General features: G+C 73.0%; 30 protein-coding genes. 16 read left to right on the forward strand and 14 right to left on the reverse strand.

Translation table 11 applies throughout. The features are described 5' to 3' along the window. Positions 1 to 30: 30 nt before the first annotated feature. Positions 31 to 639 carry a DUF1003 domain-containing protein gene (locus EFE23_RS17755; protein WP_123242058.1) on the reverse strand — a complete coding sequence of 203 codons (609 nt, stop codon included), beginning with the start codon at positions 637 to 639 and terminating at the stop codon, positions 31 to 33. Beyond that, positions 632 to 1918 carry a magnesium transporter MgtE N-terminal domain-containing protein gene (locus EFE23_RS17760; protein ID WP_123242059.1) on the reverse strand — a complete coding sequence of 429 codons (1287 nt, stop codon included), beginning with the start codon at positions 1916 to 1918 and terminating at the stop codon, positions 632 to 634. Before EFE23_RS17760 ends, EFE23_RS17755 begins: the two co-directional genes overlap by 8 nt. Positions 1919 to 1951: 33 nt before the next feature. On the opposite strand from EFE23_RS17760, the gene EFE23_RS17765 reads away from it, so the two are divergent. Then, a complete protein-coding gene (locus tag EFE23_RS17765; RefSeq protein WP_123242060.1) occupies positions 1952 to 2821 on the forward strand; it encodes a PhzF family phenazine biosynthesis protein in 870 nt (289 codons plus the stop codon). A 315-nt stretch (positions 2822 to 3136) separates the two neighbouring features. Then, the gene (locus tag EFE23_RS17770) at positions 3137 to 3670 is read left to right on the forward strand and encodes a hypothetical protein (protein ID WP_123242061.1); all 534 of its coding nucleotides are present in this window, start codon (positions 3137 to 3139) and stop codon (positions 3668 to 3670) included. 11 nt (positions 3671 to 3681) lie between these two features. Here EFE23_RS17770 and EFE23_RS17775 read toward each other — a convergent pair whose 3' ends face one another. Then, entirely contained in the window at positions 3682 to 4389 is a 708-nt protein-coding gene (locus EFE23_RS17775) for an HAD family hydrolase (protein WP_123242062.1), read from the reverse strand. Between the two features lie 98 nt (positions 4390 to 4487). On the opposite strand from EFE23_RS17775, the gene EFE23_RS17780 reads away from it, so the two are divergent. Together EFE23_RS17780 and EFE23_RS17785 are read left to right on the forward strand one after the other, a co-directional pair. Next, entirely contained in the window at positions 4488 to 5450 is a 963-nt protein-coding gene (locus EFE23_RS17780; protein WP_204334803.1) for a DMT family transporter, read from the forward strand. Positions 5451 to 5506: 56 nt separating this feature from the next. Beyond that, a complete protein-coding gene (locus tag EFE23_RS17785; protein WP_233601041.1) occupies positions 5507 to 7690 on the forward strand; it encodes an APC family permease in 2184 nt (727 codons plus the stop codon). Positions 7691 to 7693: 3 nt separating this feature from the next. Here the strand turns inward: EFE23_RS17785 and EFE23_RS28990 are convergent, their stop codons facing one another. The 3 genes from EFE23_RS28990 to EFE23_RS17800 form a co-directional block, all read right to left on the reverse strand. Continuing rightward, positions 7694 to 8338, reverse strand: coding sequence for a hypothetical protein (locus EFE23_RS28990; protein ID WP_123242065.1), 645 nt, complete (start codon positions 8336 to 8338; stop codon positions 7694 to 7696). An 83-nt stretch (positions 8339 to 8421) separates the two neighbouring features. After that, positions 8422 to 8724, reverse strand: a complete 303-nt coding sequence (locus EFE23_RS17795) for a hypothetical protein (protein ID WP_123242066.1) — start codon at positions 8722 to 8724, stop codon at positions 8422 to 8424. Positions 8725 to 8773: 49 nt separating this feature from the next. Continuing rightward, positions 8774 to 9598: an SDR family NAD(P)-dependent oxidoreductase gene (locus EFE23_RS17800; protein WP_123242067.1), complete on the reverse strand. Its 825-nt coding sequence runs from the start codon at positions 9596 to 9598 to the stop codon at positions 8774 to 8776. 126 nt (positions 9599 to 9724) lie between these two features. Between EFE23_RS17800 and EFE23_RS17805 the strand changes: the two genes are divergently transcribed. Next, positions 9725 to 10681 (forward strand): HpcH/HpaI aldolase/citrate lyase family protein, encoded by a 957-nt coding sequence (locus tag EFE23_RS17805; protein WP_123242068.1) that lies wholly within the window; start codon positions 9725 to 9727, stop codon positions 10679 to 10681. 56 nt (positions 10682 to 10737) lie between these two features. On the opposite strand, the gene EFE23_RS17810 is transcribed toward EFE23_RS17805, so the two are convergent. Beyond that, a complete protein-coding gene (locus EFE23_RS17810; RefSeq protein ID WP_123242069.1) occupies positions 10738 to 11253 on the reverse strand; it encodes a DUF4190 domain-containing protein in 516 nt (171 codons plus the stop codon). 117 nt (positions 11254 to 11370) lie between these two features. Between EFE23_RS17810 and EFE23_RS17815 the strand changes: the two genes are divergently transcribed. Further along, positions 11371 to 12261, forward strand: a complete 891-nt coding sequence (locus EFE23_RS17815) for an SDR family NAD(P)-dependent oxidoreductase (protein ID WP_123242070.1) — start codon at positions 11371 to 11373, stop codon at positions 12259 to 12261. Positions 12262 to 12264: 3 nt separating this feature from the next. On the opposite strand, the gene EFE23_RS17820 is transcribed toward EFE23_RS17815, so the two are convergent. Beyond that, positions 12265 to 12678, reverse strand: coding sequence for a DUF4190 domain-containing protein (locus EFE23_RS17820; RefSeq protein ID WP_123242071.1), 414 nt, complete (start codon positions 12676 to 12678; stop codon positions 12265 to 12267). Between the two features lie 175 nt (positions 12679 to 12853). Between EFE23_RS17820 and EFE23_RS17825 the strand changes: the two genes are divergently transcribed. Then, the gene (locus EFE23_RS17825) at positions 12854 to 14050 is read left to right on the forward strand and encodes an acyl-CoA dehydrogenase family protein (protein ID WP_123242072.1); all 1197 of its coding nucleotides are present in this window, start codon (positions 12854 to 12856) and stop codon (positions 14048 to 14050) included. Positions 14051 to 14102: 52 nt separating this feature from the next. Here EFE23_RS17825 and EFE23_RS17830 read toward each other — a convergent pair whose 3' ends face one another. Next, positions 14103 to 14744 (reverse strand): hypothetical protein, encoded by a 642-nt coding sequence (locus EFE23_RS17830; protein WP_233601042.1) that lies wholly within the window; start codon positions 14742 to 14744, stop codon positions 14103 to 14105. Between the two features lie 97 nt (positions 14745 to 14841). Between EFE23_RS17830 and EFE23_RS17835 the strand changes: the two genes are divergently transcribed. Then, entirely contained in the window at positions 14842 to 15456 is a 615-nt protein-coding gene (locus tag EFE23_RS17835) for a TetR/AcrR family transcriptional regulator (protein WP_123242073.1), read from the forward strand. Positions 15457 to 15574: 118 nt separating this feature from the next. Here the strand turns inward: EFE23_RS17835 and EFE23_RS17840 are convergent, their stop codons facing one another. Together EFE23_RS17840 and EFE23_RS17845 are read right to left on the reverse strand one after the other, a co-directional pair. Next, positions 15575 to 15982: a CoA-binding protein gene (locus tag EFE23_RS17840; RefSeq protein WP_123242074.1), complete on the reverse strand. Its 408-nt coding sequence runs from the start codon at positions 15980 to 15982 to the stop codon at positions 15575 to 15577. A gap of 56 nt (positions 15983 to 16038) precedes the next feature. Then, the gene (locus EFE23_RS17845) at positions 16039 to 18168 is read right to left on the reverse strand and encodes an intein-containing Rv2578c family radical SAM protein (RefSeq protein ID WP_309226213.1); all 2130 of its coding nucleotides are present in this window, start codon (positions 18166 to 18168) and stop codon (positions 16039 to 16041) included. On the opposite strand from EFE23_RS17845, the gene EFE23_RS17850 reads away from it, so the two are divergent. After that, a complete protein-coding gene (locus tag EFE23_RS17850) occupies positions 18167 to 18586 on the forward strand; it encodes a thiol-disulfide oxidoreductase DCC family protein (RefSeq protein ID WP_123242076.1) in 420 nt (139 codons plus the stop codon). The genes EFE23_RS17845 and EFE23_RS17850 overlap by 2 nt on opposite strands. A gap of 136 nt (positions 18587 to 18722) precedes the next feature. Here EFE23_RS17850 and EFE23_RS17855 read toward each other — a convergent pair whose 3' ends face one another. From EFE23_RS17855 to trxA, 3 genes are all read right to left on the reverse strand, one after another. Further along, positions 18723 to 19637, reverse strand: coding sequence for an HTTM domain-containing protein (locus EFE23_RS17855; protein ID WP_123242077.1), 915 nt, complete (start codon positions 19635 to 19637; stop codon positions 18723 to 18725). Beyond that, on the reverse strand, positions 19634 to 20074 hold the full coding sequence (locus EFE23_RS17860; protein WP_123242078.1) for a hypothetical protein: 441 nt from the start codon (positions 20072 to 20074) through the stop codon (positions 19634 to 19636). The genes EFE23_RS17855 and EFE23_RS17860 overlap by 4 nt, the downstream gene beginning before the upstream one ends. A gap of 147 nt (positions 20075 to 20221) precedes the next feature. Next, positions 20222 to 20590, reverse strand: coding sequence for a thioredoxin (gene trxA / locus EFE23_RS17865; protein ID WP_123242079.1), 369 nt, complete (start codon positions 20588 to 20590; stop codon positions 20222 to 20224). Positions 20591 to 21136: 546 nt separating this feature from the next. Between trxA and EFE23_RS17870 the strand changes: the two genes are divergently transcribed. From EFE23_RS17870 to EFE23_RS17895, 7 genes are all read left to right on the forward strand, one after another. Beyond that, positions 21137 to 21652: a MaoC family dehydratase gene (locus EFE23_RS17870; RefSeq protein WP_109943576.1), complete on the forward strand. Its 516-nt coding sequence runs from the start codon at positions 21137 to 21139 to the stop codon at positions 21650 to 21652. Positions 21653 to 21830: 178 nt separating this feature from the next. Continuing rightward, positions 21831 to 22322, forward strand: coding sequence for a hypothetical protein (locus EFE23_RS17875; protein ID WP_123242080.1), 492 nt, complete (start codon positions 21831 to 21833; stop codon positions 22320 to 22322). A 35-nt stretch (positions 22323 to 22357) separates the two neighbouring features. After that, entirely contained in the window at positions 22358 to 22981 is a 624-nt protein-coding gene (locus tag EFE23_RS17880) for a TrmH family RNA methyltransferase (protein ID WP_123242081.1), read from the forward strand. A gap of 59 nt (positions 22982 to 23040) precedes the next feature. After that, positions 23041 to 23730, forward strand: coding sequence for a DUF6758 family protein (locus EFE23_RS17885; RefSeq protein WP_309226216.1), 690 nt, complete (start codon positions 23041 to 23043; stop codon positions 23728 to 23730). A 117-nt stretch (positions 23731 to 23847) separates the two neighbouring features. Next, entirely contained in the window at positions 23848 to 24006 is a 159-nt protein-coding gene (locus tag EFE23_RS28560) for a hypothetical protein (RefSeq protein ID WP_007455302.1), read from the forward strand. 6 nt (positions 24007 to 24012) lie between these two features. Further along, positions 24013 to 24882, forward strand: a complete 870-nt coding sequence (locus EFE23_RS17890) for a PH domain-containing protein (protein WP_123242083.1) — start codon at positions 24013 to 24015, stop codon at positions 24880 to 24882. Positions 24883 to 24985: 103 nt separating this feature from the next. Beyond that, on the forward strand, positions 24986 to 25506 hold a 521-nt coding region (locus EFE23_RS17895; RefSeq protein WP_148058468.1), incomplete at its 3' end, for a SigE family RNA polymerase sigma factor.

The raw sequence follows: 25506 nt of genomic DNA on the forward strand, positions 1-25506 counted from the left end.
GCCGGAACGGAGGGGTGGCCGGGCTCCTGGTCAGCCCTCCAGGCGGCCGTCGTGGGCGTAGTCGCCGTCGAGGTCGTCGCGGGGCTCGTCCAGCGGCTCGCCGCCGGCCCGCCGCCGGGCCTCCCGCTCCTGCTGCTTGCGCTCCAGCTTCCGTCGGCGTTCCGCCGCCTCGTCCAGCTCCTCGGCCAGCCGGGCCAGCTCCGAGCGGAGGAAGTCCCGGGTGGCCACCTCGCCCATCGCGATGCGCAGCGCGGCGATCTCCCGGGCCAGGTACTCCGTGTCGGCCTTCTGCATGGTGGCCCGTCGCCGGTCCTCCTCCAGCGCCACCCGGTCCCGGTCGGCCTGCCGGTTCTGCGCGAGCAGGATCAGCGGGGCCGCGTACGACGCCTGGAGGGAGAGCACCAGGGTCAGGAAGGTGAAGGTGTACGGGTCGAAGCGCAGGTTCGCCGGGGCGAGCGTGTTCCACAGGAACCAGGCGGTGAGGACCAGGGTCATGTAGACGAGGAAGTTCGCCGTACCCATGCCCCGGGCGATGCCCTCGGCCACCCGGCCGAAGGTCTCCTGGTCGATCCGCGGCAGCCGGAGGCCGCGGGGCGCGCGTGGCTGGTCGAGCCGCTCGGCTCGTCGCTGGTCAGTCATGGGTGCCGTCCACAGACTCCTCGCCGGCGGCGGCCGCGGTCGGCACCGCGTCCCGGTCCCGCCAGTCCCGCGGCAGCGAGTGGTCCAGCACGTCGTCCACGGTCACCGCGCCGACCAATCGGTTGTTCCGGTCCACCACGGGCATGGCCACCAGGTCGTAGGTGGCCATCCGGCGGGTGATCTCGGGCAGCGGGGTGGTCGGCCGGAGCGGGTCGATGTCGTTGACCACGATCCCGCCGAGCAGGTCGGCCGGCGGCTCGCGGAGCAGCCGCTGGAAGTGGACCATGCCGAGGTAGCGGCCGGTCGGCGTGGTGAGCGGGGCACGCGTCACGAAGACCTGCGCGGCCACCGCCGGGGAGAGCTGCGGCTCGCGGATCCGGGCGAGGGCCTCGGCCACCGTGGCGTCCGGCGGCAGGATCACCGGCTCGGAGGTCATCACGCTGCCGGCGGTGCCGGAGGCGTAGCGGAGGAGCTGGCGTACCGGGTTGGCCTCGTCCGGCTCCATCAGGTCGAGCAACACGTCCTGCTCGGGCGGGGGCAGCTCGTTGAGCAGGTCGGCGGCGTCGTCCGGATCCATCTCCTCCAGTACGTCGGCGGCGCGCTCCCGGTCCAGCGCGGCCAGGATCTCCACCTGGTCGTGTTCGGGCAACTCGCTAAGCACGTCGGCGAGGCGCTCGTCGTCCAGGGCCGCGGCGACCTCGTTGCGCCGGGCGTCGGGCAGGTCCTGGAGCGCGTTGGCCAGGTCGGCCGGGCGCATGTCCTCGAGTACGGCGAGCAGGTTGGCCGTGCCCCGGGCGTCGCCGAGGCTGCCGAGGCCGCGTACCCGGTCCCAGTCGACCTGGTGGAGGTGGCCGCGGCGGGTGAGCCGGCTGGTCTGCTCGCGGACGGCGACCCGGGTCAGCGCCCACTCGCCGCCGCGGCTGCACTCCATCGCCACGTCGACCACCGAACCGGGCTGCCCGGTGTCCAGCTGGACCCGCCGGTCCAGCAGCTCCTGGAGCACCAGCACCTCGTTGGGGCGTTTCTCGAAGCGGCGCAGGTTGAGGGTCCCGCTGCCGAGCACCACGGCGTCCGAGTCGATGGAGGTGATCCGGTTGATCGACAGGAAGATGCGCCGCCGCATCGGCATCTCGGCGACCAGGCCCACCACTTCTGGCGGGCGCTGGGTCGGCCGCATCCGGGCGACCGCGTCCCGGACCCGGCCCACCTGGTCGCCGTTCGGGTCGAAGACGGCGACTCCGGCGAGTCGAGCGATGTAGACCCGGTTCGGCGTGCTCACGGGCACCAGCCTAAGGGCCTAGTGTTTATCAACATGTCGACCTTGGCCTACGAGATCGTGGACGTCTTCACCGATCGCCCCTTCGCCGGCAACCCGCTGGCGGTGGTGTTCGGCGCCGAAGGGCTGGCCACCGAGCAGATGCAGGCGCTCGCGCTGGAGTTCAACCTCTCCGAAACGGTCTTCGTGCTGCCGCCGACCCAGGTCGGCGCGACGTACCGGGCGCGGATCTTCACCCCGGCCGCGGAGCTGCCGTTCGCCGGGCACCCCAGTGTGGGGGCCGCCGTGACGGCCGGTCGACGCGGGATGTTCGAGGTGGGCCGGGTCACCCAGGAGTGCGGCGCCGGGGTGCTGCCGATCGAGGTCACCGCCGCCGGCGCGACCCTCACCGGCGGCACGCCCACGCTCGGCCCCGAGCTGGACCCGGAGCCGTTGCTGGAGATGGTCGGCCTGACCGCCGCCGATCACGCCGGGCCGGCGCCCCGGGTCGCCGGTTGCGGGCTGGAGTTCCCCTACCTCCCGGTCGGGCCGGACGCGGTGGCCCGGGCCAGGATGAACGCGGCGGCGGCGGAGCGGTACGGAGTGGAGCATGTCAGCGTCTTCTCCTGGGACGCCGGCACGCAAACCGCGCACGCCCGGGTCTTCGTGCCGGGGCTCGGCGTGCCGGAGGACCCGGCCACCGGCTCGGCCGCCCTCGGCCTGGGCGTGTGGCTGGTCGCCAGCGGGCTGCTGCCCGGCGAGGGCCGCTCCGAGTACGCGATCCGTCAGGGGGTCGAGATCCACCGTCCCTCCTCGCTGGCCTGCACGGTGACCGCCGCCGGCGGGGTGGCGGTGGGCGCGACGGTCACCGGCCAGGTGATGCCGGTGGCGCGCGGCGAGATCGTCGTCCCGCCCTTCGTGGGCTGAGCCGCGTCCCTTCTCCGCTACCGAACGTCACGTCGCCGGCTGGGCGACATCTTGAGAGCGATATGTCTCTCAGACATGTTCATGTCTCAGCGACATGTCGCTCTCTCGGCACTGCCTCCCTTGGCGGGGGCGGCGCCGTCGCGTGGGCGGAGGCGCATGACCATGAGGGGAAGGCGACCGCAGGGCCGTGCGGAGCTGTGAATCCCGGCCGCGGGAAACGCCGGCCCCGGCGTCCGGGGACACGAGCCGCGCCTGCGGGCAGCCGTCCGCGCGGTAGCGTGCGGCGGAGAATCTGGTCCACCCGGCTCGGCCGGGATGCGGGAGGATGCCGGTGTGACGGACGAGTCGGACAGCCCGGTTACGACACCCCTCGTCGACGAGGCGGTGAAGAAGGCGGCCGTCTGCTGGGTGAGCGTCGGCGGCGGACCGGCGTACGGGCTGTGGTGCCTGCCGCTCGACGGCGCGCTCCTGGTGGTCAGCGGCCCCGGTGAGCAGTCCGCGCCGGGCCTGGCCGAGGCGGCGGCGGCGGAGGTGACCCTGCGCGGCGACCACGGCGGCCGGATCGTCAGCTGGCCGGCCCGGGTGGCCCGGCTGCGGCCGGGCACCGAGGAATGGGAGACGGCCGCGCCGCTGGTCGCGGCGAAGCGGCTGAACGCTTCCGGCACCGCAGCCGACCTGGTGGCCCGCTGGGTCGCGGAGGGTTGCGCGGTGAACCGGCTGGACCCGGCGGGCGGGCCGGTCGCCGGCACCGACCTGCCGGCGGAGTCACTGGCCGAGCCGCCCCGGGAGGCTCCGGTGGTGCGAGTCACCCGCAAGCCCTTCCGCCTGCACAAGGTCCGCCGCCGCTGACCGGGGCCGGATCACCCGACGGCGAGCGGTGCGGCGACCGGGTCGACCAGATCGAGCACCCCGGCCAGTGAAGCCAGCAGCGGGCCATGCCAGGACCGGTCCGCGTTGAACACCATGTGGTCCGTCAGGTCCGGCGCGGCCAGCCGGACCGCCGTCATGCCGGCCCGTTCCGCGCCGGTCAGCTCCTGGCTGCCGCCGTCGCCGACGTAGAGGCAGTCAGCGGGGGCGAGGTCGAGGCGCCGGCAGGCGGCCAGGTAGAGCGCCGGGTCCGGCTTGCAGCGTCCCACCTGCACCGAGAAGACCCGGACGTCGAGCAGCGGCGCGACCGCGAGCTGGGGCAGGAACGCCGGCAGCTCGTGCGTGCAGTCGCTGATCAGCCCGGTGCGTACGCCCCGCTGGCGCAGCGCGGCCAGCACCGGCACCGCCTCATCGCGCAGCCGGGTGTCGGCGCGGACGGCCCGGTGACGGGAGGCGACGGCGGAGCGTACCGCCCCGTCGGAGGGGTGCACCCCGGCCTGCTCACAGACCCACCGCAGGGTCGCCTCGGCGTTGCCCAGCCGGCCGCTGGCGCGTTGGTAGTAGGTGCGGTCGAGCACCGCGGTCAGCGTCTCGGGCGGGCAGCCGAGCAGCTCGGCGGTGGCGCGGTGGGCGGAGCCCCGCTGGACGCAGCGGGTCAGCGTGCCGAAGAAGTCGAACAGGACCGCCTGGAACCTGGGCATGGGGGAGTGCCTCCGGACGTCGAGGGGAGGGTCGCCGGGACGCGCATGATCGTAACCGGCAGCTGACGTTCCGTGCTGTCCCCCTCGGCGTGTGAGGATTGCTCTCCGTGTCGTCCACCCCGCACCGGCCACTCGACCCGCCGACCGTAGGCGCGCTCGCGCTGGCCGTCGCCGCCGTCTCCTCGTCGGCCCCGCTCGTCGCCTTCGCCGCCGCGCCGGCCCTCGCCATCGCCTTCTGGCGCAACACGCTCTCGATCGCCGTGCTCGGTCCGTACTCGCTGGCCCGCCGCCGGGCGGAGTTCCGTGCGCTGACCGTGGGCGCGGGCCGGCGGGAGGGGCTGTACTGCGTGCTGTCCGGGCTGGCGCTGGCCGCGCACTTCGCCACCTGGATGCCGAGCGTGCGGCTCACCACGGTCGCCGCGGCCACCGCGCTGGTCGCCACCCAGCCGGTCTGGCAGGGGTTGATCGCCCGCTGGCAGGGCCGGCGGCTGCCGTTGGCGGTCTGGGCCGGTATCGCGCTCGCCGTGGTCGGGGCGGCCCTGGCCACCGGCGCCGACTTCAGCGTCTCCAGCCGGGCCTTCGCCGGTGACCTGCTCGCCGTGGCCGGCGGCATGTTCGCGGCCGTCTACACCGCCTTCGGCGAGCGGGCCAGGGCCACCATCAGCACCACCACCTACACCACCATCTGCTACGGGGTCTGTGCGGCGGTCCTGCTGGTGGTCTGCCTGTTCGGCGGGGTCGACCTGCACGGCTACGACCCGGGCACCTGGCTGGCGATCCTCGGCCTGGTGGCCGGCGCCCAGCTGCTCGGCCACTCGATGTTCAACTACGCCCTGCACCGCGTCTCCGCCACGACGGTCAGCGTGCTGATCCTGCTGGAGGCGCCCGGGGCGGCCCTGATCGCCTGGGGCTGGCTCGGTCAACTGCCCCGTACCCTCGCCCTGCCCGGGCTGGCCCTGCTGCTGGCCGGCGTCGCGGTGGTCATCCTGGGTGGCGCCCGCGCCGGCCGCCGCACCGAGCCGGTGGCCGTGCCCGCCGACCCGGCGCCGCTGGGCGACTGACCCGCTTTTCCGCAAAGTACGGCCCCGGGCCGCCGCCATCGGTGAGAGTGCGGAGGGTGGGGGCGGAGGCGAACCAGCGGGGTGACGACGCGGCCGAGCGCGGCACCGTCGTCACGCCCTCGGCCGAGTTCCCGCCGCTCGGCCCCGAGGAGCGGGCCGCCCTCGGGCGGATCGGGGAGCGCTGGCACGCCCCCCGCCGCCCCGACGACCTGCCGATCGACCCGACGCTGGGCCGGAACCGGCGTCGTCCGGCGCCGACCCGGTTCGGCCGGCTGGCGCCGATCGAGATGTTCACCGTCGAGCAGCCGGACGAACTGGTCGCGACCGCGCCGGCCCGCCTGCCCGGCAGCCGGGCCGGCCGGATGGTCACCCGGCTCCGCCGCGCGCTGGTCGGCCCGCCGCTGTCCAGCGCCGCCGTCCTGTACGAGCGGATGCGCAAGCTGGTCGCCCTGCCGATCCTCTCCTCCGACCTGCTCAGCTCGGTGGCGTACGGGCCGGAGGCGATGCTGACCGTGCTGGTGCTGGCCGGCAGTTCGGCGCTCGGTCTCGCCCTGCCGCTGGCCGCCCTGCTGGTGGTACTGATGGTCGCGGTGGGGCTGTCGTACCGGCAGACCATCCCGGCGTACCCGCACGGCGCCGGCTCGTACCTCGTGGCCGGGGACAACCTGGGCCGGACCGCGGGGCTGGCCGCGGCGGCCGGGCTGATGCTCGACTACGTGCTGACCGTGTCGGTGTCGGTGGCGGCCGGCGTGCACGCCGTCACCTCGGCGCTGCCCGGCCTCGCGCCGGCCACCGTCCCGTTCGGCGTGCTGGTGATCGCCGTGCTGCTCGCCGGGAACCTGCGCGGAGTGCGGACCGCCGGCAACATCTTCGTGCTGCCCACGTACGCCTTCGTGGCGGCGATCCTCGCGGTGCTGGTGGTGGGCTACGCGCGGGCGGCGGGCCGGGGCTTCGCGGCGGTGCCGCCGCCGGCGGTGCCGGCCGCCGAGGGGCTCGGCCTGCTGCTGGTGCTGCGGGCGTTCTCCTCCGGCGCGGTGTCGATGACCGGCATCGAGGCGGTGTCCAACGCGGTGCCGGCGTTCCGCCCCACCGAGTGGCGCAACGCCCGCACCACGCTGGGCTGGATGGTCGCCATGCTGGTGGCGCTCTTCGCCGGCCTGGTCGCGCTGATCCACCTGGACGGTCTGGTGCCCCGCCCGGGCGAGACGATCCTGTCCCAGCTCGGCCGGGTCACCTTTCCGACCGGCCCCTGGTACGCGCTCCTTCAGGCCACCACCGCGCTGATCCTGCTGCTGGCGGCGAACACCGCGTTCAACGACTTCCCCCGGTTGCTCTTCTTCATGGCCCGGGACGGCCACGCGCCCCGCCGCTTCCTGCACATGGGGGACCGGCTGGCGTTCAGCGACGGCCTGGTCGCGCTGGCCGGGGCGGCGACCGTCATCTTCCTCGTGTTCGGCGGGCGCACCGAGGCGCTGATCCCGCTCTACGCGGTCGGCGTGTTCCTCGCCTTCACGCTGTCGCAGAGCGGCATGGTGGTGCACTGGCGGCGGCACCGGGGGCCGGGCTGGCGCCGTCGGCTGGTGCTCAACGCGGTCGGCGCCACCCTCTCCGGGCTGGTGCTGCTGACCGCCGCGGTGGCCAAGTTCGCCGAGGGCGCCTGGGTGGTGGTGGTCGCGGTGCCGCTGCTGGTGCTGCTCTTCCGCCGGATCCACCGGCACTACGCCACGCTGCACCGCGCGCTGGCGCTGCATCCGCCCCCGGCCGCCGGACGCACGCCGGCCGCCGCGCCGCCCGCCCCCGCCGGGTCCGCCGAGGGCGAGGAACTGCCCCAGGAGGTACGCCACCTGGTCGTGGTGCCGGTGGCCCGGCTGAACCGCGCCTCGCTGCGCGCCCTGGCGTACGCGGCGTCGCTGGGCCAGCCGACGCTGGCCGTGCACATCGCGCCCGAGGAGGCCGAGGCGGACCGGTTCCGGGAACAGTGGTGCGCCTGGGGTGACCACCTGCGGCTGGAGACGGTGGTGTCGCCGTACCGGTCGGTGATCGGGCCGCTGGCGCACTACCTGGAGGCGCTGCACGCCGCGCGGCCGGACCTGACGCTGACCGTCATCGTGCCCGAGGTGGTGCTGCGCCGCCGCCGGCACCGGCTGCTGCACAGCCGGGCCGAGCAGCGGCTCCGGGCCGCGCTGCGGGCCCTGCCCGGGGTGGTGGTCACCAGCATCCCGGTGCACGTGTCCGGCTGAGCGTCAGAGATACGCCGCGAAGTGCTCGGCCACCAGCCCGGCGACGGCCTCGGCGTCCCGGCTCCCGTCCACCTCGATCACCCGGATTCCCAGCTCGCGGGCGTGCGCCACGGCGTCGGCCGCGACCAACTCGTCGCGCGCGATCCGGTTGCGCCAGGCCCGTTGCGGATCGCTCACCCCGGGGTGCCGGGCGGTCGCCCGGGCCAGCCGTCCCATCTGGTACGCGCGGAACTCCGGCGTCGGCACGAGCACCACCATCTGCCGCGTCGACCCGACGAGCGGGGCGACCAGTTCCGGCCGCAGCCCCCACCCCTCGACGATCACCCGCCGGGCGGTGACCAGCGCGCTGAGGTCGTCCAGCACCCACTCGAACCGGCGCGGGAACCCGGCCAGCGTCTCGGCCGCCATGCGGTCCGGGTCGGTCGCCACCCAGGTGGCCTCCGCGTCGGGCCCGCCGGGCGGCTCGCCCCGGCGGACCCGGTCCGCGACCCGCCGGTCGTCGTGCCCCCGGGCGTCGTGCCGGTCGTACAGGTACGCGGTGAGCCCGTACCGCAGCGCCAGGGTGACGGCGAGGGTGGTCTTGCCGGCCCACTGCGCGCCGCCGATCCAGAGCGCCCGGCGGGCGGTGGTCAGGGGATCGAAGTTCATGCCTCGACCCTGGGTGGCCGGAGCACCAAGATCAAGTCTTGTTCTTCCCGTCCCCGCGTGCTGAAGTGAGGAGTACGAGCCGGTCAGACGTCGCGGACCTCGAGCACCTGGGTGGTGGGGGCGGCGTCACCCAGCCCGGCGCGGAGCGCGGCCCGCTCCGGTTCGGCCAGGAACGCCTCGTAGCCGGCCCGCCCGCCGAACCGGATCACGTGCACCTCGGTCCGTCCGTTTCCGGTACGCAGCCGCCGCTCCAACCGCCCGCCGTGCCGTCCGAGCAGGGCGAGCACGGCGTCCTCGTACCGCCGGCCCTCCTCGGGGTCGGCGCTCAGGTCGACCAGCGCGACCAGCAGGATTCCGTCCGGGCCGGGGTCGTGGTGATCCGTCATGCGCTGGAGTATCCCAACGGAGCGCTCTGTGCGGGGTACCGGAAACTGCTCAGGCCTCGATGCCCACGGCCTGCGCGCTGGCGGTCCAGAGCCGGGCGGCGAGCTGCGGGTCCCGGGCCTTGGCCAGGGGCCGGCGGGGCCGCCGGTCGTAGTAGTAGCCGCCGGAGATCAGCCGGGACGGGTCCTGGTTGGCCAGCCAGGTGAGCGTCTCCGCGCCCTTCTCCGGGCTACGGAAGGGCAGCAGTCGCATGCCGAGCGAGACCAGCGGGCTGTCCGCCCCGAACCGGGTGCGCACCACCCCGGGGTGGAACGCGTACGCCGGCACGTCCGGCCAGCGCCGGGCCGCCTCGGCGGTGAACAGGATGTTGGCCTGCTTGCTGGTGCCGTACGCCCGGTACGGCCGGAAGTCGCGCAGGGTGGCGTTCAGGTCGTCCGGGTCCAGGGCGCCGCTGCGGTGGGCGCCGGAGGCGGTCACCACCATCCGGCCGATCTGGTCCCGCAGCAGGTTGCTGAGCAGGAACGGGGCGAGATGGTTGGCCTGGATGCTCAGCTCGAAGCCGTCGACGGTGGTGACCGGCTGGAGCACGATCGCGCCGGCGTTGTTGGCGAGCACGTCGATCCGGTCGTACGCGGCGCGCAGCTTCTCGGCCAGCCGGCGGACGTCGTCCAGCACCGCGAAGTCGGCCCGGAAGAGTTCCGGGCGCTCGCCGCCGGCGTCGCGGACCCGGTCCCCGGCGGCCTGCAGCCGCGCCGGGTCCCGCCCGACCAGGACCACCTGGTCGCCACGGGTGGCCAGGTCCACCGCGGCGGCCAGCCCGATGCCCGAGCTGGCCCCGGTCACCACCACGATCCGACGCTCAGTGAGATCTTCCACAGGTCCATTCACCCCGGTCACGGCACGAGGTTACCGTGGCGTCACAACGCCCTTTGGGATCGTTAAGTTCTCGATTTCTCGAATTCATGGCGTCGGCGCCCGCCGGACGCTGGAAGGAGCGCATCCATGGCCGCTGTCGGTCGCCCCCGCCGGTCCTGCCTCGCGGTACCCGGTTCCAGCGTCAAGATGCTCGGCAAGGCTCAGGGCCTCCCCGCCGACCAGGTCTTCCTCGACCTGGAGGACGCCGTCGCCCCGCTGGCCAAGCCGGACGCCCGGAAGAACATCGTCGCCGCGCTGAACGAGGGCGACTGGACCGGCAAGACCCGGGTGGTCCGGGTCAACGACCTGACCACGCCGTGGACGTACCGAGACGTGATCGAGGTCGTCGAGGGTGCCGGGGCCAACCTGGACTGCATCATGCTGCCCAAGGTGCAGAACGCCGAGCAGGTGCACTGGCTGGACCTGCTGCTCACCCAGATCGAGAAGACCCTCGGCCTGGAGGTCGGCCGGATCGGCATCGAGGCGCAGATCGAGAACGCCGCCGGCCTGGTCAACGTGGACGCCATCGCGGCGGCCTCCCCCCGGGTCGAGACGATCATCTTCGGCCCGGCCGACTTCATGGCCTCGATCAACATGAAGTCGCTGGTGGTCGGCGCGCTGATCCCGGACTACCCGGGCGACCCCTACCACTACATCCTGATGCGGATCCTGATGGCCGCCCGGATGCACGACAAGCAGGCCATCGACGGCCCGTTCCTGCAGATCCGGGACGTGGACGCGTTCCGCGAGGTGGCCAAGCGCTCGGCGGCGCTGGGCTTCGACGGCAAGTGGGTGCTGCACCCGGGCCAGATCGACGCGGCCAACGAGGTCTACTCCCCGGCCCAGGCCGACTACGACCACGCCGAGCTGATCCTCGACGCGTACGACTACTACACCTCGGAGGCGGGCGGGAAGCTCGGCGCGGTGATGCTCGGCGACGAGATGATCGACGAGGCGTCCCGCAAGATGGCGCTGGTGATCGCGGCCAAGGGCCGGGCGGCGGGGATGAGCCGTACCTCGTCCTTCACCCCGCCGTCCGAGTGAGCCTCCGGCATTGAGCGGCACGGGCCGCCCCGGTCGTCCGGGGCGGCCCGTGCGCGTCAGTAGCTGTTGCTGCTGTCGGCGATCGCGGCGATGACGACCGCCACGATGAACAGGATCATCAGCGCGGTGAGGATCCACCCGATGATGATGCCGGCCTTCGCCATGCCCTCACCGGACTCGCCGCGTTCCCGGATCTGCTTCAGCGCCACGTGGCCGAGGATCGCGCCGATCGGGGCGGTGATGCACGACGTGATGCCGATCAACGCCAGGGCCAGGGCGGCGATGGCCATCCCGTTGGTCTTGGTCGTCGGCGCGCCGTACGCCGGGTAGGCCGGCGGTGGGTAGCCGCCCGCCGCGTACGGGTCGCCCGCGGCCGGGTAGGCCGGCGCGGCGTACGGGTCGGCCGCCGGCATCCCGGCGTACGGACCGGCGGGCGCGTACGGGTCCGCCGAGGTCGGCTGGGTGGGGATCGGGTTGCCGCCCATCGGCAGCGTCGGGTCGGCCGGCGGGCTCGACTGCGGGCCGGGCGCGGAGGGGTCCTGCCAGCCACCGGACGGCGGGGGATAGCTCATCTGCTCATCTCCGTAGCTCTTCGGGTGCCGTCAGGGTAGCCAGCGCCGCGCAAACCGGCGGACCGCCGTTCCGGGTGCCGCGTTGCCCGCAACGTCCACAACGGGCAGGATCGCGGCATGGCACTTGACGCGCGCGGCGGTCGGTCGCGACGGGACGTGAGCCGGCCGGGGACGGTGCGCCGCAGCCGGGGCGGCCTTCCGGCCGGGTCCGCCGACCAGGACCAGCCGGCCCCGCTGGCCGAGCCGGTGACCATGCGGCTGGACGGCCGGGTGGCGCTGGTCACCGGCGCCGGCAGCCCGGACGGCATCGGGTACGCCACCGCGCGCCGCCTCGCCGACCTGGGCGCCCGGGTGGCGATTGTCTCCACCACCCGGCGGATCCACGAGCGCGCCGAGGAGCTGGGGATGACCGGCTTCGTCGCCGACCTCACCGACGAGTCCGAGGTGGGCGCGCTCGCCGACGCGGTGGCCGAGCAGTTGGGCGACGTGGAGGTGCTGGTCAACAACGCGGGGCTGGCGAGCCGGGCCAGCCCGGAGGTGCTGCGGCCGGTGGCCCAGCTCAGCTTCGACGAGTGGCGTGGCGAGATCGACCGCAACCTGAGCACGGCGTTCCTGTGCAGCCGCGCGTTCATCGGCGGGATGGCCGAGCGGGGCTGGGGTCGGATCGTCAACCTCGCGGCCACCGCCGGCGCCGTCAACGCGCTGCCCACCGAGGCCGCGTACGCGGCGGCGAAGGCGGGTGTGGTGGGGCTGACCCGGGCGCTGGCCATGGAGATGATCGCCGACGGTGTGACGGTGAACGCGGTCGCGCCGGGCACCATCTACACCGCCGCGTCGACCGCCGCCGAGATCAAGCAGGGCCTGGGCACTCCGGTCGGTCGTCCCGGCACGCCGGACGAGGTGGCCGCGGCGATCGCCTTCCTCTGCTCGCCGGCCGCGTCGTACATCACCGGGCAGATGCTGGTGGTCGACGGGGGCAACAGCGTGCGCGAGGCCGAGTTCCGCTGACGGTCAGCGGTAGTTGCCGTTGTCGGAGTTCGCCCACCAGGCCAGGCCGATCCAGCCGCAGCAGGCGAGCAGCCCGAGGACGGTGAACACGTAGCTGAGGATCAGGCCCCAGGTGGCGAGCTGGTCGCCCTCCTCGCCGGTCTGCCGGATCTGCCGCTTGGCGAGGTGACCGAGGACGATCCCGGCGGGGGCGAAGACGAAGGCGAAGACCAGGGAGAGGACGGCCAGCACGTTGGTCCCGCGCGGTCGCGGTGGCTCGCCGGGCGGCCCGTACTGACCGTACGGGGGCTGCGGCGGGTACGGCGGCGGCTGCTGACCCCACTGCGGGTGCTGCGACTGGCCCCCGTACGGCTGGCCGTAGGACGGCGGTTCGTACGGCGACGGTGGCTGCTCCGGCTCGCCGGGTGGTTGGCTCACGTTCGCCCTCCGTCGCAGGTCAACGGCGCTCTCTCTTGCGGACGCTACCCGCAGCGGTGAACCTTTTCACAGCGGTTGTGTGGACTGGTCACCTTGGCCTCGCCGGGCGCGGGGTCGATACTGACCGAGCGTTCAGTTACCCACGAGTAATGCGCCGATTCCCCCGGAGGCTGAGATGGCCCGACTCGCCCAGACGCCTGGCCTGACCGACGTGCAGCGGTCGATCCTGGAAACCGTCCGGGAGTTCGCCGACAAGGAGATCATCCCGCACGCCCAGCGGCTGGAGCACGCCGACGAATACCCCACCGACATCCTCGACGGGATGCGCGAGATGGGGCTGTTCGGCCTCACCATCGACGAGGAGTACGGCGGCCTGGGCGAGTCCCTGCTGACCTACGCCCTGGTGGTCGAGGAGCTGTCCCGGGGCTGGATGTCGATCTCCGGCATCGTGAACACCCACTTCATCGTGGCGTACCTGATCTCCCAGCACGGCTCCGCCGAGCAGAAGGCCCGGCTGCTGCCCCGGATGGCCACCGGCGAGGTGCGCGGCGCCTTCTCCATGTCAGAACCGGGTTGCGGTTCGGACGTCGCGGCGATCGGGTCCAGGGCCGTCCGTGCGGGCGACAGCTACGTGCTCAACGGCCAGAAGATGTGGCTGACCAACGGGGCGTACTCCTCGGTGGTGGCCACCCTGGTCAAGACCGACACCGGCGCCGACTCGGTCTACGGCAACATGAGCACCTTCCTGCTGGAGAAGGAGCCCGGCTTCGGCGAGACCGCGCCCGGCCTGACCATCCCCGGCAAGATCGACAAGATGGGCTACAAGGGCGTCGAGACCACCGAGATGGTGCTCGACGGCGTCACCGTCCCGGCCTCCGCCGTGCTCGGCGGCGAGGAGAAGGTCGGCCGCGGCTTCTACCAGATGATGGACGGCATCGAGGTCGGCCGGGTCAACGTGGCGGCCCGCGCCTGCGGCATCTCGATCCGGGCGTTCGAGCTGGCCGTCGCGTACGCCCAGCAGCGCCGCACCTTCGGCCAGCCGCTCGCCAAGCACCAGGCCGTCGCGTTCAAGCTCGCCGAGATGGGTACGAAGATCGAGGCGGCGCACGCCCTCATGGTCAACGCGGCCCGGCTGAAGGACGCCGGCCAGCGCAACGACGTCGAGGCCGGCATGGCCAAGCTGCTCGCCTCCGAGTACTGCGCCGAGGTGGTCCAGGAGGCCTTCCGCATCCACGGCGGGTACGGCTACTCCAAGGAGTACGAGATCGAGCGCCTGATGCGCGAGGCCCCGTTCCTCCTGATCGGCGAGGGCACCTCGGAGATCCAGAAGACCATCATCTCCCGCGGCCTCCTCAAGGAGTACAAGCTCTGAGGTGTGAGGAAGGGGTCCCGGGTCAACGCATTCGGTGGCGCGGGGCCCCTTCCTAATGAGCCGGTGTGGGCAGGTGGCGGCGGACCCGGGCGACCAGGGCCGACGGGTCGTCGGCGTAGATCCTGATTTCCCGCACCGGCTCGCTGACGCCCTGCCGGAGCCCCACCTTGAGCGGCTCCCGCAACACCAGGTCGACGCTGGTCTGCTTGGCGGCGCCGACGTGCAGGATCGCCCCGGACTCGTCGTGCTCGACCTGGACGGATCGGCTGGACGGCAGCGACCGGTAGCGGGCGCCGGCCGTGGCGATGGCGGCCCAGGGCACGAGGAAGTCGACGTTGAAGCCGCTGCGGACGCGCAGCCCGGCCGCGCCGGCGACGTGCGGGTGGACCCGCAGGCTGGCGAAGAGCCCGATCATCCACAGCAGACCCCAGATGCCGAGCGCCAGCACGACCTGCCGCACCGACGGCCACGGCAGGGTGTGCCGGAGGATCAGGTCGAAGATCGGAATCTCGACCGCCGACAGGACGATGAAGGCGATCAGGATCGGCCGCACCACGCCGACGTAGCTGAAGACCTCGCCCCCGGGCTCGGTGGTCGGTGGCCGCCGCAGGAGCCAGCGGTAGAGGCTGCGCCACATGCCGATCTCGTACCGGACCGCGCTCCGTAGCAATTCGACCGGACTCCGCTTCCGCACAGGTCACCCCCGCTGCTCCGGTTTTTACAATGCAGTCGCAACGTATCCTGCGGGCCGCTCGGGTGTCAATGCAGTCGCATTGTGAAAGCATGGGGGCATGCCGAAGCGGGTCGACCACGGCGAGCGCCGCAAGCTGATCGCCGACGCCCTGATGCGGGTGGCGGCCGAACGCGGGTTGGAGGCGGTCAGCCTGCGGCACGTGGCGACCGAGGCGGGAGTGTCCGCCGGGATGGTGCAGCACTACTTCGGCACCAAGGACGAGATGATGACCTTCGCCCTCGCCGTCGTGCGGGAGCACGGCGAGGCCCGGGTCACCCGAGCGGTCGCCGCGCTCGGCGACCACCCCGCCCCGCGTACGCTGCTGCGCACCATGCTCGTCGAGCTGCTGCCGCTCGACGAGGCGCGCCGGGCCGACGGCCGGGTCGCGCTCGCCTTCCTGGCCTACACGGCGGTGCGGCCCGACGTCGCCGCGGGGCTGCACCGGGAGACGGCCGCCCTGCTGGGCTTCCTCGCCGACCAGATCCGCGCCGCCCAGACCGGCCGGCCGGCTGACCACCGGGTCGACCCGGACCGGGCCGCTGTGGGCCTGCTCGCCGTCCTGGAAGGACTCGGCATCTACCTGCTCGGCGGGCACTACCCGGCGGAGACCGCGCTCGCCGCCCTGGACGCCCAGCTCGACCTGATCTGCGGGCCGGCGCAACCCGCCGGTTGAGTGTCGGCCGCTCGCTGGTCAGGCAGGGCACCGGCGGCCCACGGTCCGCCGCCGCGCCGGGACAGCCGGGGTGGTGCCCCCGCCGTGCCTGGTCGTCGACCCGGAAGCCGGGCGGGGCTCAGCCGCGCCGGGTGAGCCCGCCGGCCGCCCGCTCGATGATCAGGCAGCGGTCCTCGACGTAGTCGACGCCCGCCTCCTCGGCGATCCGCCGCGCCTCGGCGGAGACGATCCCGAGCTGCAACCACACCGCCGGCGCACCGACCGCCACCGCCTGCCGGACCACCTCCACCGCGTCCCGAGCCGGGCGGAACACGTCCACGAGGTCCACCGGGTGCGGGATGTCGGTCAGCGACGGGTACGCCTTCTCGCCGAACAGCTCGTCCACCGTCGGGTTCACCGGGATGATCCGCCAGCCGTGGCGCTGCATCTCCAGCGGCACCCGGTGCGCGGCCTTGCCGGGATCGCGGGAGGCGCCCACGACGGCGATCACGGCGGAGTCGGCGAGGATCTGCTGGGCGGAACGCATCTGCCGAGCCTAACCCCGCCTCCGCCCTTCGGCGTGCGGGACAGCAGCGCGCCTCCCTACAGCAGCGAGAGTTGCTCGGCCGGCGGCGGGGGCGGTGCGGCCGGCTGCCGCCGGTTGTCACCGACCTCGCCCCGGTGCAGCCCGTGCCGGCGGGCCGCCATCCGCACCCGCGCGGTCACCTCCCGCTGGTACGCCTGCGGGACGTACGCGCCGGACCGGTAGAGCTGCCGGTAGCGGGGGACCAGTTGCGGGAAGTCGCGGGCCAGCCAGTGCGCGTACCACTCGCGGGCGCCGGGGCGCAGGTGCAGCGGCAGGGGAGTGACGCTGCTGGCCCCGGCCGAGGCGATCGCCGCCACGGTCGCCTCGATCGACTCGTCGTCGTCGCTGAGCCCGGGCAGGACCGGCGCCATCAGCACGCCCACCTCGAAGCCGGCGTCGGTGAGCTGGCGTACCGCGTCCAGCCGGCGACGCGGGCTCGGCGTGCCCGGCTCGACCGCCCGCCACAGCGCCTCGTCGACGAAGCCCACTGAGTACGACAGCCCGACCCGGGTCACCTCGGCCGCCTGGCGTAGCAGCGGCAGGTCGCGCAGGAGCAGCGTGCCCTTGGTCAGGATCGAGAACGGGTTGGCGAAGTCGCGCAGCGCCTCGATGATCGGCGGCATGAGCCGGTAGCGGCCCTCCGCCCGCTGGTAGCAGTCCACGTTGGTGCCCATCGCGACGTGCGCGCCGCGCCAGCGCGGGGCGGCCAGCTCGCGGCGGACCAGCTCGCCCGCGTTGACCTTGACGATCACCTTGCGGTCGAAGTCCGCCCCGGCGTCGAGGTCGAGGTAGGTGTGCGTGTTGCGGGCGAAGCAGTTGTGGCTGACCACGCCGTTGGCGATGAAGTCGCCGGTGCCGGTGGTGATGTCCCACAGCGGCAGCTCCAGGCCGAGGTCCTCGATCCTGACCACGCCGAGCCGGGCCGGGCACTTCAGCGCGGTCCCCTCGATGGACCGCTTGCGGGTGACCGCCGGGTCGGTCAGGTGGAAGAACCGCAGCCGCTCGGGCAGGCCGCCGGTCAGCCGGACCTGGCCGACCCGGTTGGGCCGGCCGGGAGCCTCGACGACGCAGGAGAAGCCGAAGTGGCGCAGGGCGTCGGCCGTCCGGTCGAGGATCTCGTCGCTGCCGCCGCTGATCCGGAAGATGCTCCGGCGGCAACTCCCTCCGGCGTCGAAGATGCCGGCGAGGAAGCCCAGCCGCCAGTCGTCCGTCGGCTCGTCCGGCCAGCGGACCAGCTCGGCGATCGCCGCGACGTCCCGCTGCCGGGCCGTACCCGGGCTGGTGGTCGCCCGCCGCCTCCCGCCGGTCGGGGCGGCGGACCGCCCAATCTCGACGCCGGCCTCGGCGAGGAACCGCTGCGTGCGGTCGACCGCCTCCTGGTCGGCCAGGGTCAGCCGGAACCGGCTGCCGAGCTGCGCGTCGCCGCGGACCACGCCGCAGAGGTAGCCCCGGCGGTAGTCGGCCGACTCCTTGGGCGCGGTGGCGAACCGGCCCGTCCCGATCAACCGGTTCCGGGTGGTCAGGTACGGCCGCTTCCCGGTGCCGCTCATCGCGCCGGTGACGTACTTCCAGCCGCGCTCGGTCAGGAACCGGTGATCCCCACTGGCGACCAGGGTGGTGCCGTCCGCCAGGGTGACCCGGTACGCCCGCTTCACCGTCGACCAGACGTCGCGGACGGTGGTCACCACGTACCGGCGGTAGGCGCCGCTGCGCTCGGTGCCGTAGATCCGGTCGCCCGGGGTCAGCTCGCTGATCGGCCTCGTGCGGCCGTCCGCCATCAGCACCGGCGTGTCACCGGCGAGGCAATAGACACACGCATGGCTGCAGCCGCGGTACGGGTTGATCGTCCACTCGAACGGGACGCGGGACTGGCCGGGCACCCGGTTGATGATCGACTTCGCCTGCACCTCGTAGAAGGTCATGCCGGCGAAGCCGGGGGTGTCGAAGGTGCGGGTGATCGCGCCGGGGAGCGCCAGCGGCAGGGGTGGAGCCGCTGGCGCTCCCCCGTCGGGAGTCCCCTCGTCCGGGGGAGCGGAGAGGTTGTCCCAGCGCATGACCCTCATTCGAACATGTGTACGAAGGATGTGCAAGTGACGCGCCGGACACCGGGCGCCGGAGCGCGCCCACCGGGTGCAGGATGGGGGCATGGAGACGTCGACCTTCGTCTACGACGGCGACTGCGCGTTCTGCACCCGCTGCGCGCAGTTCATCGAGCGCCGGATTCCCACCGGTGCCCGGGTGGTGCCCTGGCAGTTCGCCGACCTGGCGGCGCTCGGGCTGACGGAGGCCGAGTGCGAGGAGGCGGTGCAGTGGGTGGGCGCCGACGGTTCCCGCGCCGCCGGCCCGGACGCCATCGCCCGGCTGCTGGGGGCCAGCGCGCCGCTGTGGCGGGTGGCGGGCGCCGGCCTGCGCTTCCCGCCCGTGCGGGCGGCGGCGTGGCCGGCGTACCGCTGGGTGGCCCGCAACCGGCACCGGATGCCCGGCGGCACCGCCGCCTGCGCACTGCCCCAGGAGGCCCGCGAGCGCCTCTACGGCTCCACCGGCCTCCCCACCCCCGGCTCCTGACCCGCGCGCCCGCGTCGCGCGCCCGCACCACAGGCCCCTGATTCACGGAAAGAGTGGCCATCCACGGCGGAATGGCCACTCTTTCCGTGAATCTGCGCGGACCTCCGAAGCGGGAGGGCGGGACGGTGGATGGGGGTTAGGCGCTGGGGGCGGGGTCGACGGCCGGGTCGGGGACGGTGAGCGAGGTGGCCGGCGCGGTCGGGGTGGGGTCGCCGTCGGGCCGGGACCGGCGGGCGAGGAACTGGCGGGCCCGGAGCACCGGGCGGACCTTCTCCAGCGGCAGGAAGCTGGTCATCGCCACCAGGTGTGGCGCGAACGAGATCGTGATCGTCGCGATGGTCACCAGGTGGAACGAGTAGAAAAAGCCCACCGCGGCGGGTCGCCAGCGCTCGGGCACCACGAAGACCAGCGGGCTGAGCAGCTCGAAGGCGAGGATGCCGAACTGGGCGACGATCAGCAGGTGCGGCACTTGGGCGATCAGGTCGGCCAGGTCGGTGCCGCGCCGGATGATCGCCCGGGCCAGCACCGAGCCGGTCGCCCAGTCGAACCCGCCGAACCGGAACTTGGCCCACGCCGCCAGGAAGTACGTGCAGACCACCGCGATCTGGGTGACCCGCAGCGCCCAGCCACCGGCCTCCGTGCGGGTGGGATCGCCGTGCCGGGCCCGTCCGGCGGTGGGCAGCACGGCCAGCGCGACGAGGAGCCCGAACCGGTCGTGGTCGACCTTGCCGTAGCTCATCGCGACGATCATCCACTCGAAGTAGAGGGCGAAGACCGTCCAGCCGAGCAGCCGGGGTGCCCGCCCGGTCGCCGCGAGCAGGGCGACGACCAGCAGCACCCAGAAGATCACCCCGACCACCGCCGGGGTGGGGGTGGGCAGCGGGAGGAGCCGGCCGATCAGCAGCGGCTGGTAGAGCTCGCCCGGCACGTCCACCCGGCTGCGCACCCAGGGGGTGAAGACCACCAGGTCCGCGGCGACGAAGAGATAGACGAGGGTACGGAAGGCGGCCACCCGTCCGCGTGGCACCGCCTCGGTCAGCCAGCCGGTCACCGGGTGGCCTGCCAGGCCACGACGGTACGGTCGGTCCACCGGCCGGTCGGTCGACCGCCCTGGATGTCGTACCAGCGGATCACGATGCGGACCTCGACCAGCGCGGGCGCGGTCGGGTGCCGCTCGGCGTACGCGTCGGCGACCTGCCGCAGCCGGGCGGGGTCGGCGACGTACCGGGACTGCTGGCCCTCGATCTCGGCCCGGCGGATGCCGGTGGCGTCCTGGCCCAGCGGGACCACCGCCCCGGTCCCGTCCACCCCTTCGACCCGGGTGTCCGGCGCGGGCGCGTCCGGCGGGTCCGAGGTGGAGTACATCCGGAACGGGCCGAACGGGAAGTCGTCATCGGTGCCCCGGACGGTGCCGGCGAGGAGCAGCGCCAACCCGAGCACGGTGGCACCCAGCCGGATCGCGCGGCCGCGGGTGGTCAGGGTCTCCATCGGGTGTGGACGATACGGGACCAAGCCCCCTCGCGGTGTCCATCCGTCGTCCATGGCTTGCTGACCGTGTCGCCACCGGCGGACCCCCGGAAACGGCGATGGCCGGGCCCCGTTCGGGGACCCGGCCGTCGGCGCGTACGGCGTGGCTCAGTGCTGGTGGCCCTGCTCGGCCATCTGCTTGCGGACCTCGTCCATGTCCAGCTTCTCCACCTGCTCGATCAGGTTCTCGAGCGCCGACTCGGGCAGGGCGCCCGGCTGCGCGAACACGATCACGCCGTCCTTGATCGCCATGATCGTCGGGATCGAACTGATGTTGAACTTGACGGCCAGCTCCTGCTGGGCCTCGGTGTCGACCTTGCCGAAGGTGATGCCCGGGTGCTTCTCGGACGAGCGCTCGTAGACCGGGCCGAACCGCTTGCACGGGCCGCACCAGTCGGCCCAGAAGTCCAACAGGACGATCCCGTCCTTCTCGGTCACCTCGTCAAAGTTGGCGGTGGTCAGCTCAACCGTTGCCATTGCACTCTCCGATCAGCGCGGATTGCCTCTACGTCCCGTCGAACCAGGGTGGATGTCCAGGAATTCCCGGGACACCGGCGACGAAACGCTGTGCAGCCCCACGGTCACGGTCGGACGTATCGAGGGTAATCGGTCCGCGAGGCACTGCGGAACGCAAATGCGTCATGCACATGCGTGACGTGCCGTGATGGGAGCGTTTCCAGGGAGATCGCGGCGATCGAGCGCTACGGATCGGTAATTTGACGCTTGACAAGCGGCTATTCGACCTGCAGAGATCGCTTGGCACATGGTCGAAAGTTACCGAGCGTAATGTAACAAAAAGATAAATGTGACGTCCGTCTCTGTCGGGTTCGCGCTGCCGTAAGGCAGAATCTTCCCCATCAGAGCGTGGGCGGCGGGTGCCGGGGAGGGCCCCGCCGCTCATTGCGTCTCCCCCCGGGTCGGCCCGTGTGACATTTCCGCGCCAGCAGCGCCCCCGTCGTCGCCTTAACAAGCGGTAAGGCATGCTGTGCCGAACTCCATCGCCGCCCGTCGAAGGGGACAAGGATGCAGTTCGGCCGCTACTACGAGGAGTTCGAGGTCGGCGCGGTCTACCGGCACTGGCCGGGCAAGACGGTCACCGAGTACGACGACCACCTCTTCTGCCTGCTCACCATGAACCACCACCCGCTCCACATGGACGCCCACTACGCCGAGTCGGCGAGCCAGTTCAAGCGCAACGTGGTGGTCGGCAACTACATCTACTCGCTGCTGCTCGGCATGTCGGTGCCCGACGTCAGCGGCAAGGCGATCGCCAACCTCGAGATCGAGTCGCTGCGGCACGTCGCCCCGACCTTCCACGGCGACACCATCTACGGCGAGACGACGGTGCTGGACAAGCGGGAGTCGTCCTCGAAGCCGGACCGCGGCGTGGTCGCCGTGGAGACCCGTGGCTACAACCAGGACGGGACCCTGGTCTGCGTCTTCCGGCGCAAGGTCATGGTCCCCAAGAAGGAGTACGCGGCGGCCGCCGTGCCCGACGGCGTGGACCCGGAGCGGCCGAGCTTCCCCGAGCCGCGCTGACCCACTGGCGTATCGAGAAGGACGCCGCCCCCCGGCGTTCCCCGGGGTAGGGGTCCTTTTCGCCTTCCGGGGCATATGCTGACGCCGGAGGTCCCCCGATGAGCGAGCGCAGCGAGCGAATCATCAGGCTCAGCGCTTCGGCGCCTCGCGGCGCCGCGGAGCGGAGCGGAGCGGTGGTATGAGGCGCTCCGTACCCGGAGAGCCGCCCTCCGCCGGCCGCCGCGCCGCACCCTTGACCACCGCCGCATACTCCCCGGCGGAGTGGGACCTGCTGACCGACCTGCCGGGTCGGGTCCTCGTCGCCGCCGCCTCGCCGGGTTCCGGCCGCCCGCCGCGCGGCGTCGCCGCCGGGCTCGCCGGCCTCGACGCGGTGGCGGCCGGCCGGGGGTTCGACAGCGACCTGGTCCGCGCCGTGGTCTCCGCGATCTACGCCCGGCACGACGGCGCCGCCACCCGCGACGAGCGCCTCACCGACGTCGTCGACCTGCTCGCCGCGTGCCGGGCGGCGGTACGGGTGCTGCGCCGCCGCGCCGACCCGGCCGACTCGGCGGCGTACCGGCAGTGGGTGGAGTCGGTCGCGGCCCGGGTCTGCCGGGCCGGCGAGGCCGGGTCGAGCCCCGCCGACCGGCGGTTCCTCGACCGGCTCGGCGGCGCGCTGGACCTGCGCTGACCCGGGGGCCGGCCGGGCCGTACCCTCTGGAGACCGTGACCGACGACCAGCTCGACGTGGGGGTGGGGCCCTGGCCCGGCGACCCGCCGGACGACCCGCGGTACGACCCGGAGCTGCTCGCCCAGGGCGACCGGCGCAACGTGGTGGACCGGTACCGCTACTGGCGGCGCGAGGCCGTGGTGGCGGACCTGGACCGGCGCCGGCACGACTTCCACGTGGCCATCGAGAACTGGCAGCACGACTTCAACATCGGCACGGTGGTCCGCAACGCCAACGCCTTCCTCGCCGCCGGGGTGCACATCGTCGGGCGGCGGCGCTGGAACCGGCGCGGGGCCATGGTCACCGACCGCTACCAGCACGTCCGGCACCATGCCACCATCGAGGAGTTCGTCGCCTGGGCGGCGGAACAGGGGCTGCCGGTGGTCGGCATCGACAACCTGCCCGGGTCGAAGCCGCTGGAGACCAGCACCCTGCCCCGCCGGTGCGCGCTCCTCTTCGGCCAGGAGGGGCCCGGCCTGTCCGAGGCCGCCCGGGCCGCCTGCGACCAGCTCTTCTCGATCGCCCAGTACGGCTCCACCCGCTCCATCAACGCCGGAGTGGCCAGCGGCATCGCCATGCATGCCTGGATCCGCGCGTACGCGGGTCCGCCGCCGGACTGAACGGCACCGATCCGGCCGCTCCGCTTGACGGCCGGGTGGCGCCGGGTGACGGTGGGGACGTGAGTGTCGCGGTGAGTTGTCCCAGGTGCGCGGGTCCGGTCCGGGAGCCGGACCTGATGCACGGCGAGTCCCGGTGCCTGCGCTGCGGCCCGGTGCCGCCGCTGCACGTGCCGGAGCACATCAGCGCCGAGATCGTGGCGAGCGTGGTGGACCGGGTGGCCGCCACCGGCGGCCCGGCGGGCGTACCGCTCTGGTGCCCGTGGCCGTTGCCCACCGGGTGGACCCTGACCGGGGTGGCCTGGGCCGGGGACGACCGGGGCGGGGTCCGCGCCACCGCGGTCGCCTGCGCCGGTCCGGCGCCGCTCGACGGCGGACCGGCCGACCTGCTCTTCGTCGCCGAGGAGCCGGGCGTCGGGCTGGGTTCCCGCTTCGCGGGACTGCCCGGCCCCGATCCCGGACCGCAGGTCGAGGAGGCGCTCACCGACCCCGGGCCTGGTCATCCGGAGCGGGTGCCGCACGCGAAGATCAGGGTGGGCGGTCACCCGACTCCACTGTGGCTCGTGAATTCGCCGACAGATCGAAGTGCGTACGCCGGCGAGGCTCGGGGAATGTGGCTGCATGCGATAGCCTGGCCGGCGAGTGCGGGTCACCTCCTCGCGGAAGAAGTCGTGCTGCACGACCTCATCGAGTGGACACCGCCCGAACTCGTGTACGGCGCACCGTCTCCGTACCTGCACGGGCAGGCCTGACCGGCCGGCACCGGCGGATCAGGGACGGACGCAGATATTCACTGTACGACACCATGCTGATACTCTGGGTGCCGCTGCGGTAAACGGACCCGGCGCCGCGCGAGAGGATGGCCCGCTATGGTCAAGAAGGTCCTCACCTGGGCCGGCATCGCATTCTTGATCTTCTTCGTTGCCTACCGGCCGAACTCCGCCGCCGACGTGTTCAAGTCTCTCGGTGGCGGCATCATGGACATCGCTCAGGGCTTCGGCGACTTCTTCACGAGCCTGGTCGCCTAGCCGCCGATGGGAAGCCCCTCCGGTCCGCCCTTCGACCCCGACGACCCGGACTGGTCGCGCCGGGACACCGAGCCCATCCCCCGGGTCGGCCCCGACGACGGCCCCGGCTACGGGGCCGGTCCCGGCCTGGGCGACGGTCCCTCGCTTTCGGACGACGCCGCCTTCGGCGACGGGCCCGGCTACGCCGGCGAGGGGCGCTCGGGGCGCGCCTGGATCCGTGACCCGGAGGCCGGCTACCAGCCGCCGCAGATCTCCGAGGACGAGCTGGCCGGGCTGCGGGTCGACGCCCAGGGCATGGCGCCCCGCCGGGTGCTGCCGCTGGAGGACGAGCCCAGCTCGCTGGTGGCCCGTTACCTCTTCCCCACCGAGCGTTACCGGGGCGAGTGGAAGCGGCACTGGATCCACCTCTCCACCCCGATCCTCGTGGGCATCGCCGCGACCTTCGTCCTCGGCTACCTGTCCGGCTTCCTCGCCGGGCGGGACGTCGGGGCGCTGACCACCGTCGCGGTGCTGCTCTGGTTCGCCGTGATGGGCTGGGTCGCCTGGCGGGTCGCCGACTGGTGGTACGACCGCTTCATCCTCACCAACAAGCGGGTGATGGTGGTCAACGGGATCATCACCCGGCGGGTGGCGATGATGCCCCTGGTCCGGGTCACCGACATGAAGTACGAACAGACCCCGACCGGCCGGGCGCTCAACTACGGCACCTTCGTGCTGGAGTCCGCCGGCCAGGAGCAGGCGCTCCGCGAGATCAAGAACCTGCCCAACCCGAACGAGCTCTACCTGCGCGTCGTGGAGGAGATGTACGAGCCGCAGGCGGTCGAGGCGCGGTTGGGCAAGGAGGCCGACGAGGCCAAGGCCGACGACGGGGCGTGAAACTTTCCGTCCGAACATCGGAGGGATTGCGCACCATTTGCCGTCGACCCGACCCGTCCGGGCATGGCACCCTGCCAGGCAGGACGGGGTGCGGAGGTGAGCGGTGGCGAGCAGGGACCCGCTGGAGGAGGAGTTCCGCGAGTTCGTGGCGGCCCGCTCCGGCGCGCTCCTGCGCACCGCGTACCTGCTGGCCGGGGACTGGGCGACCGCCGAGGACCTGCTCCAGACCGCACTGACCAAGACCTACCTGGCGTGGAAGCGGCTCGGCGGGATCGAGGCCATCGAGCCGTACGCCCGCCGGGTCCTGGTCAACACCTCGACCAGCTGGTGGCGGCGGCGCTGGCACGGTGAGCGGCCGACCGAGGTGCTGCCCGAGCGGGCCGGGCTGGACGAGATCGAGCAGCAGCTCGACCGGGACGCCCTCTGGCGGCACCTCCAGGCGCTTCCGGCCCGGCAGCGGGCCGTGCTGGTGCTCCGCTTCTACGAGGACATGTCCGAGGCGCAGACCGCCGCCCTGCTGGAGATCTCCCCGGGCACGGTGAAGAGCCAGACCTCCCGGGCGCTCCACACGCTCCGCAAGCGGCTCGGCTCCGAGGCCGCCCTCGGCCTGCCGGCCGAGCCCGC

Origin of the sequence: Micromonospora solifontis, assembly GCF_003725545.1 — a bacterium.
GTDB classification, from domain to species: domain Bacteria; phylum Actinomycetota; class Actinomycetes; order Mycobacteriales; family Micromonosporaceae; genus Micromonospora; species Micromonospora solifontis.

Bases quoted from the DNA above. Each gene is read 5' to 3' on its own strand.
- EFE23_RS17755 (WP_123242058.1), bottom strand. From the start codon at position 639: ATGACTGACCAGCGACGAGCCGAGCGGCTCGACCAGCCACGCGCGCCC.
- EFE23_RS17765 (WP_123242060.1), top strand. From the start codon at position 1,952: ATGTCGACCTTGGCCTACGAGATCGTGGACGTCTTCACCGATCGCCCC.
- EFE23_RS17770 (WP_123242061.1), top strand. From the start codon at position 3,137: ATGCGGGAGGATGCCGGTGTGACGGACGAGTCGGACAGCCCGGTTACG.
- EFE23_RS17775 (WP_123242062.1), bottom strand. From the start codon at position 4,389: ATGCCCAGGTTCCAGGCGGTCCTGTTCGACTTCTTCGGCACGCTGACC.
- EFE23_RS28990 (WP_123242065.1), bottom strand. From the start codon at position 8,338: ATGAACTTCGATCCCCTGACCACCGCCCGCCGGGCGCTCTGGATCGGC.
- EFE23_RS17795 (WP_123242066.1), bottom strand. From the start codon at position 8,724: ATGACGGATCACCACGACCCCGGCCCGGACGGAATCCTGCTGGTCGCG.
- EFE23_RS17805 (WP_123242068.1), top strand. From the start codon at position 9,725: ATGGCCGCTGTCGGTCGCCCCCGCCGGTCCTGCCTCGCGGTACCCGGT.
- EFE23_RS17810 (WP_123242069.1), bottom strand. From the start codon at position 11,253: ATGAGCTATCCCCCGCCGTCCGGTGGCTGGCAGGACCCCTCCGCGCCC.
- EFE23_RS17815 (WP_123242070.1), top strand. From the start codon at position 11,371: ATGGCACTTGACGCGCGCGGCGGTCGGTCGCGACGGGACGTGAGCCGG.
- EFE23_RS17825 (WP_123242072.1), top strand. From the start codon at position 12,854: ATGGCCCGACTCGCCCAGACGCCTGGCCTGACCGACGTGCAGCGGTCG.
- EFE23_RS17835 (WP_123242073.1), top strand. From the start codon at position 14,842: ATGCCGAAGCGGGTCGACCACGGCGAGCGCCGCAAGCTGATCGCCGAC.
- EFE23_RS17840 (WP_123242074.1), bottom strand. From the start codon at position 15,982: ATGCGTTCCGCCCAGCAGATCCTCGCCGACTCCGCCGTGATCGCCGTC.
- EFE23_RS17850 (WP_123242076.1), top strand. From the start codon at position 18,167: ATGGAGACGTCGACCTTCGTCTACGACGGCGACTGCGCGTTCTGCACC.
- EFE23_RS17845 (WP_309226213.1), bottom strand. From the start codon at position 18,168: ATGCCCCCATCCTGCACCCGGTGGGCGCGCTCCGGCGCCCGGTGTCCG.
- EFE23_RS17860 (WP_123242078.1), bottom strand. From the start codon at position 20,074: ATGGAGACCCTGACCACCCGCGGCCGCGCGATCCGGCTGGGTGCCACC.
- trxA (WP_123242079.1), bottom strand. From the start codon at position 20,590: ATGGCAACGGTTGAGCTGACCACCGCCAACTTTGACGAGGTGACCGAG.
- EFE23_RS17870 (WP_109943576.1), top strand. From the start codon at position 21,137: ATGCAGTTCGGCCGCTACTACGAGGAGTTCGAGGTCGGCGCGGTCTAC.
- EFE23_RS17875 (WP_123242080.1), top strand. From the start codon at position 21,831: ATGAGGCGCTCCGTACCCGGAGAGCCGCCCTCCGCCGGCCGCCGCGCC.
- EFE23_RS28560 (WP_007455302.1), top strand. From the start codon at position 23,848: ATGGTCAAGAAGGTCCTCACCTGGGCCGGCATCGCATTCTTGATCTTC.
- EFE23_RS17890 (WP_123242083.1), top strand. From the start codon at position 24,013: ATGGGAAGCCCCTCCGGTCCGCCCTTCGACCCCGACGACCCGGACTGG.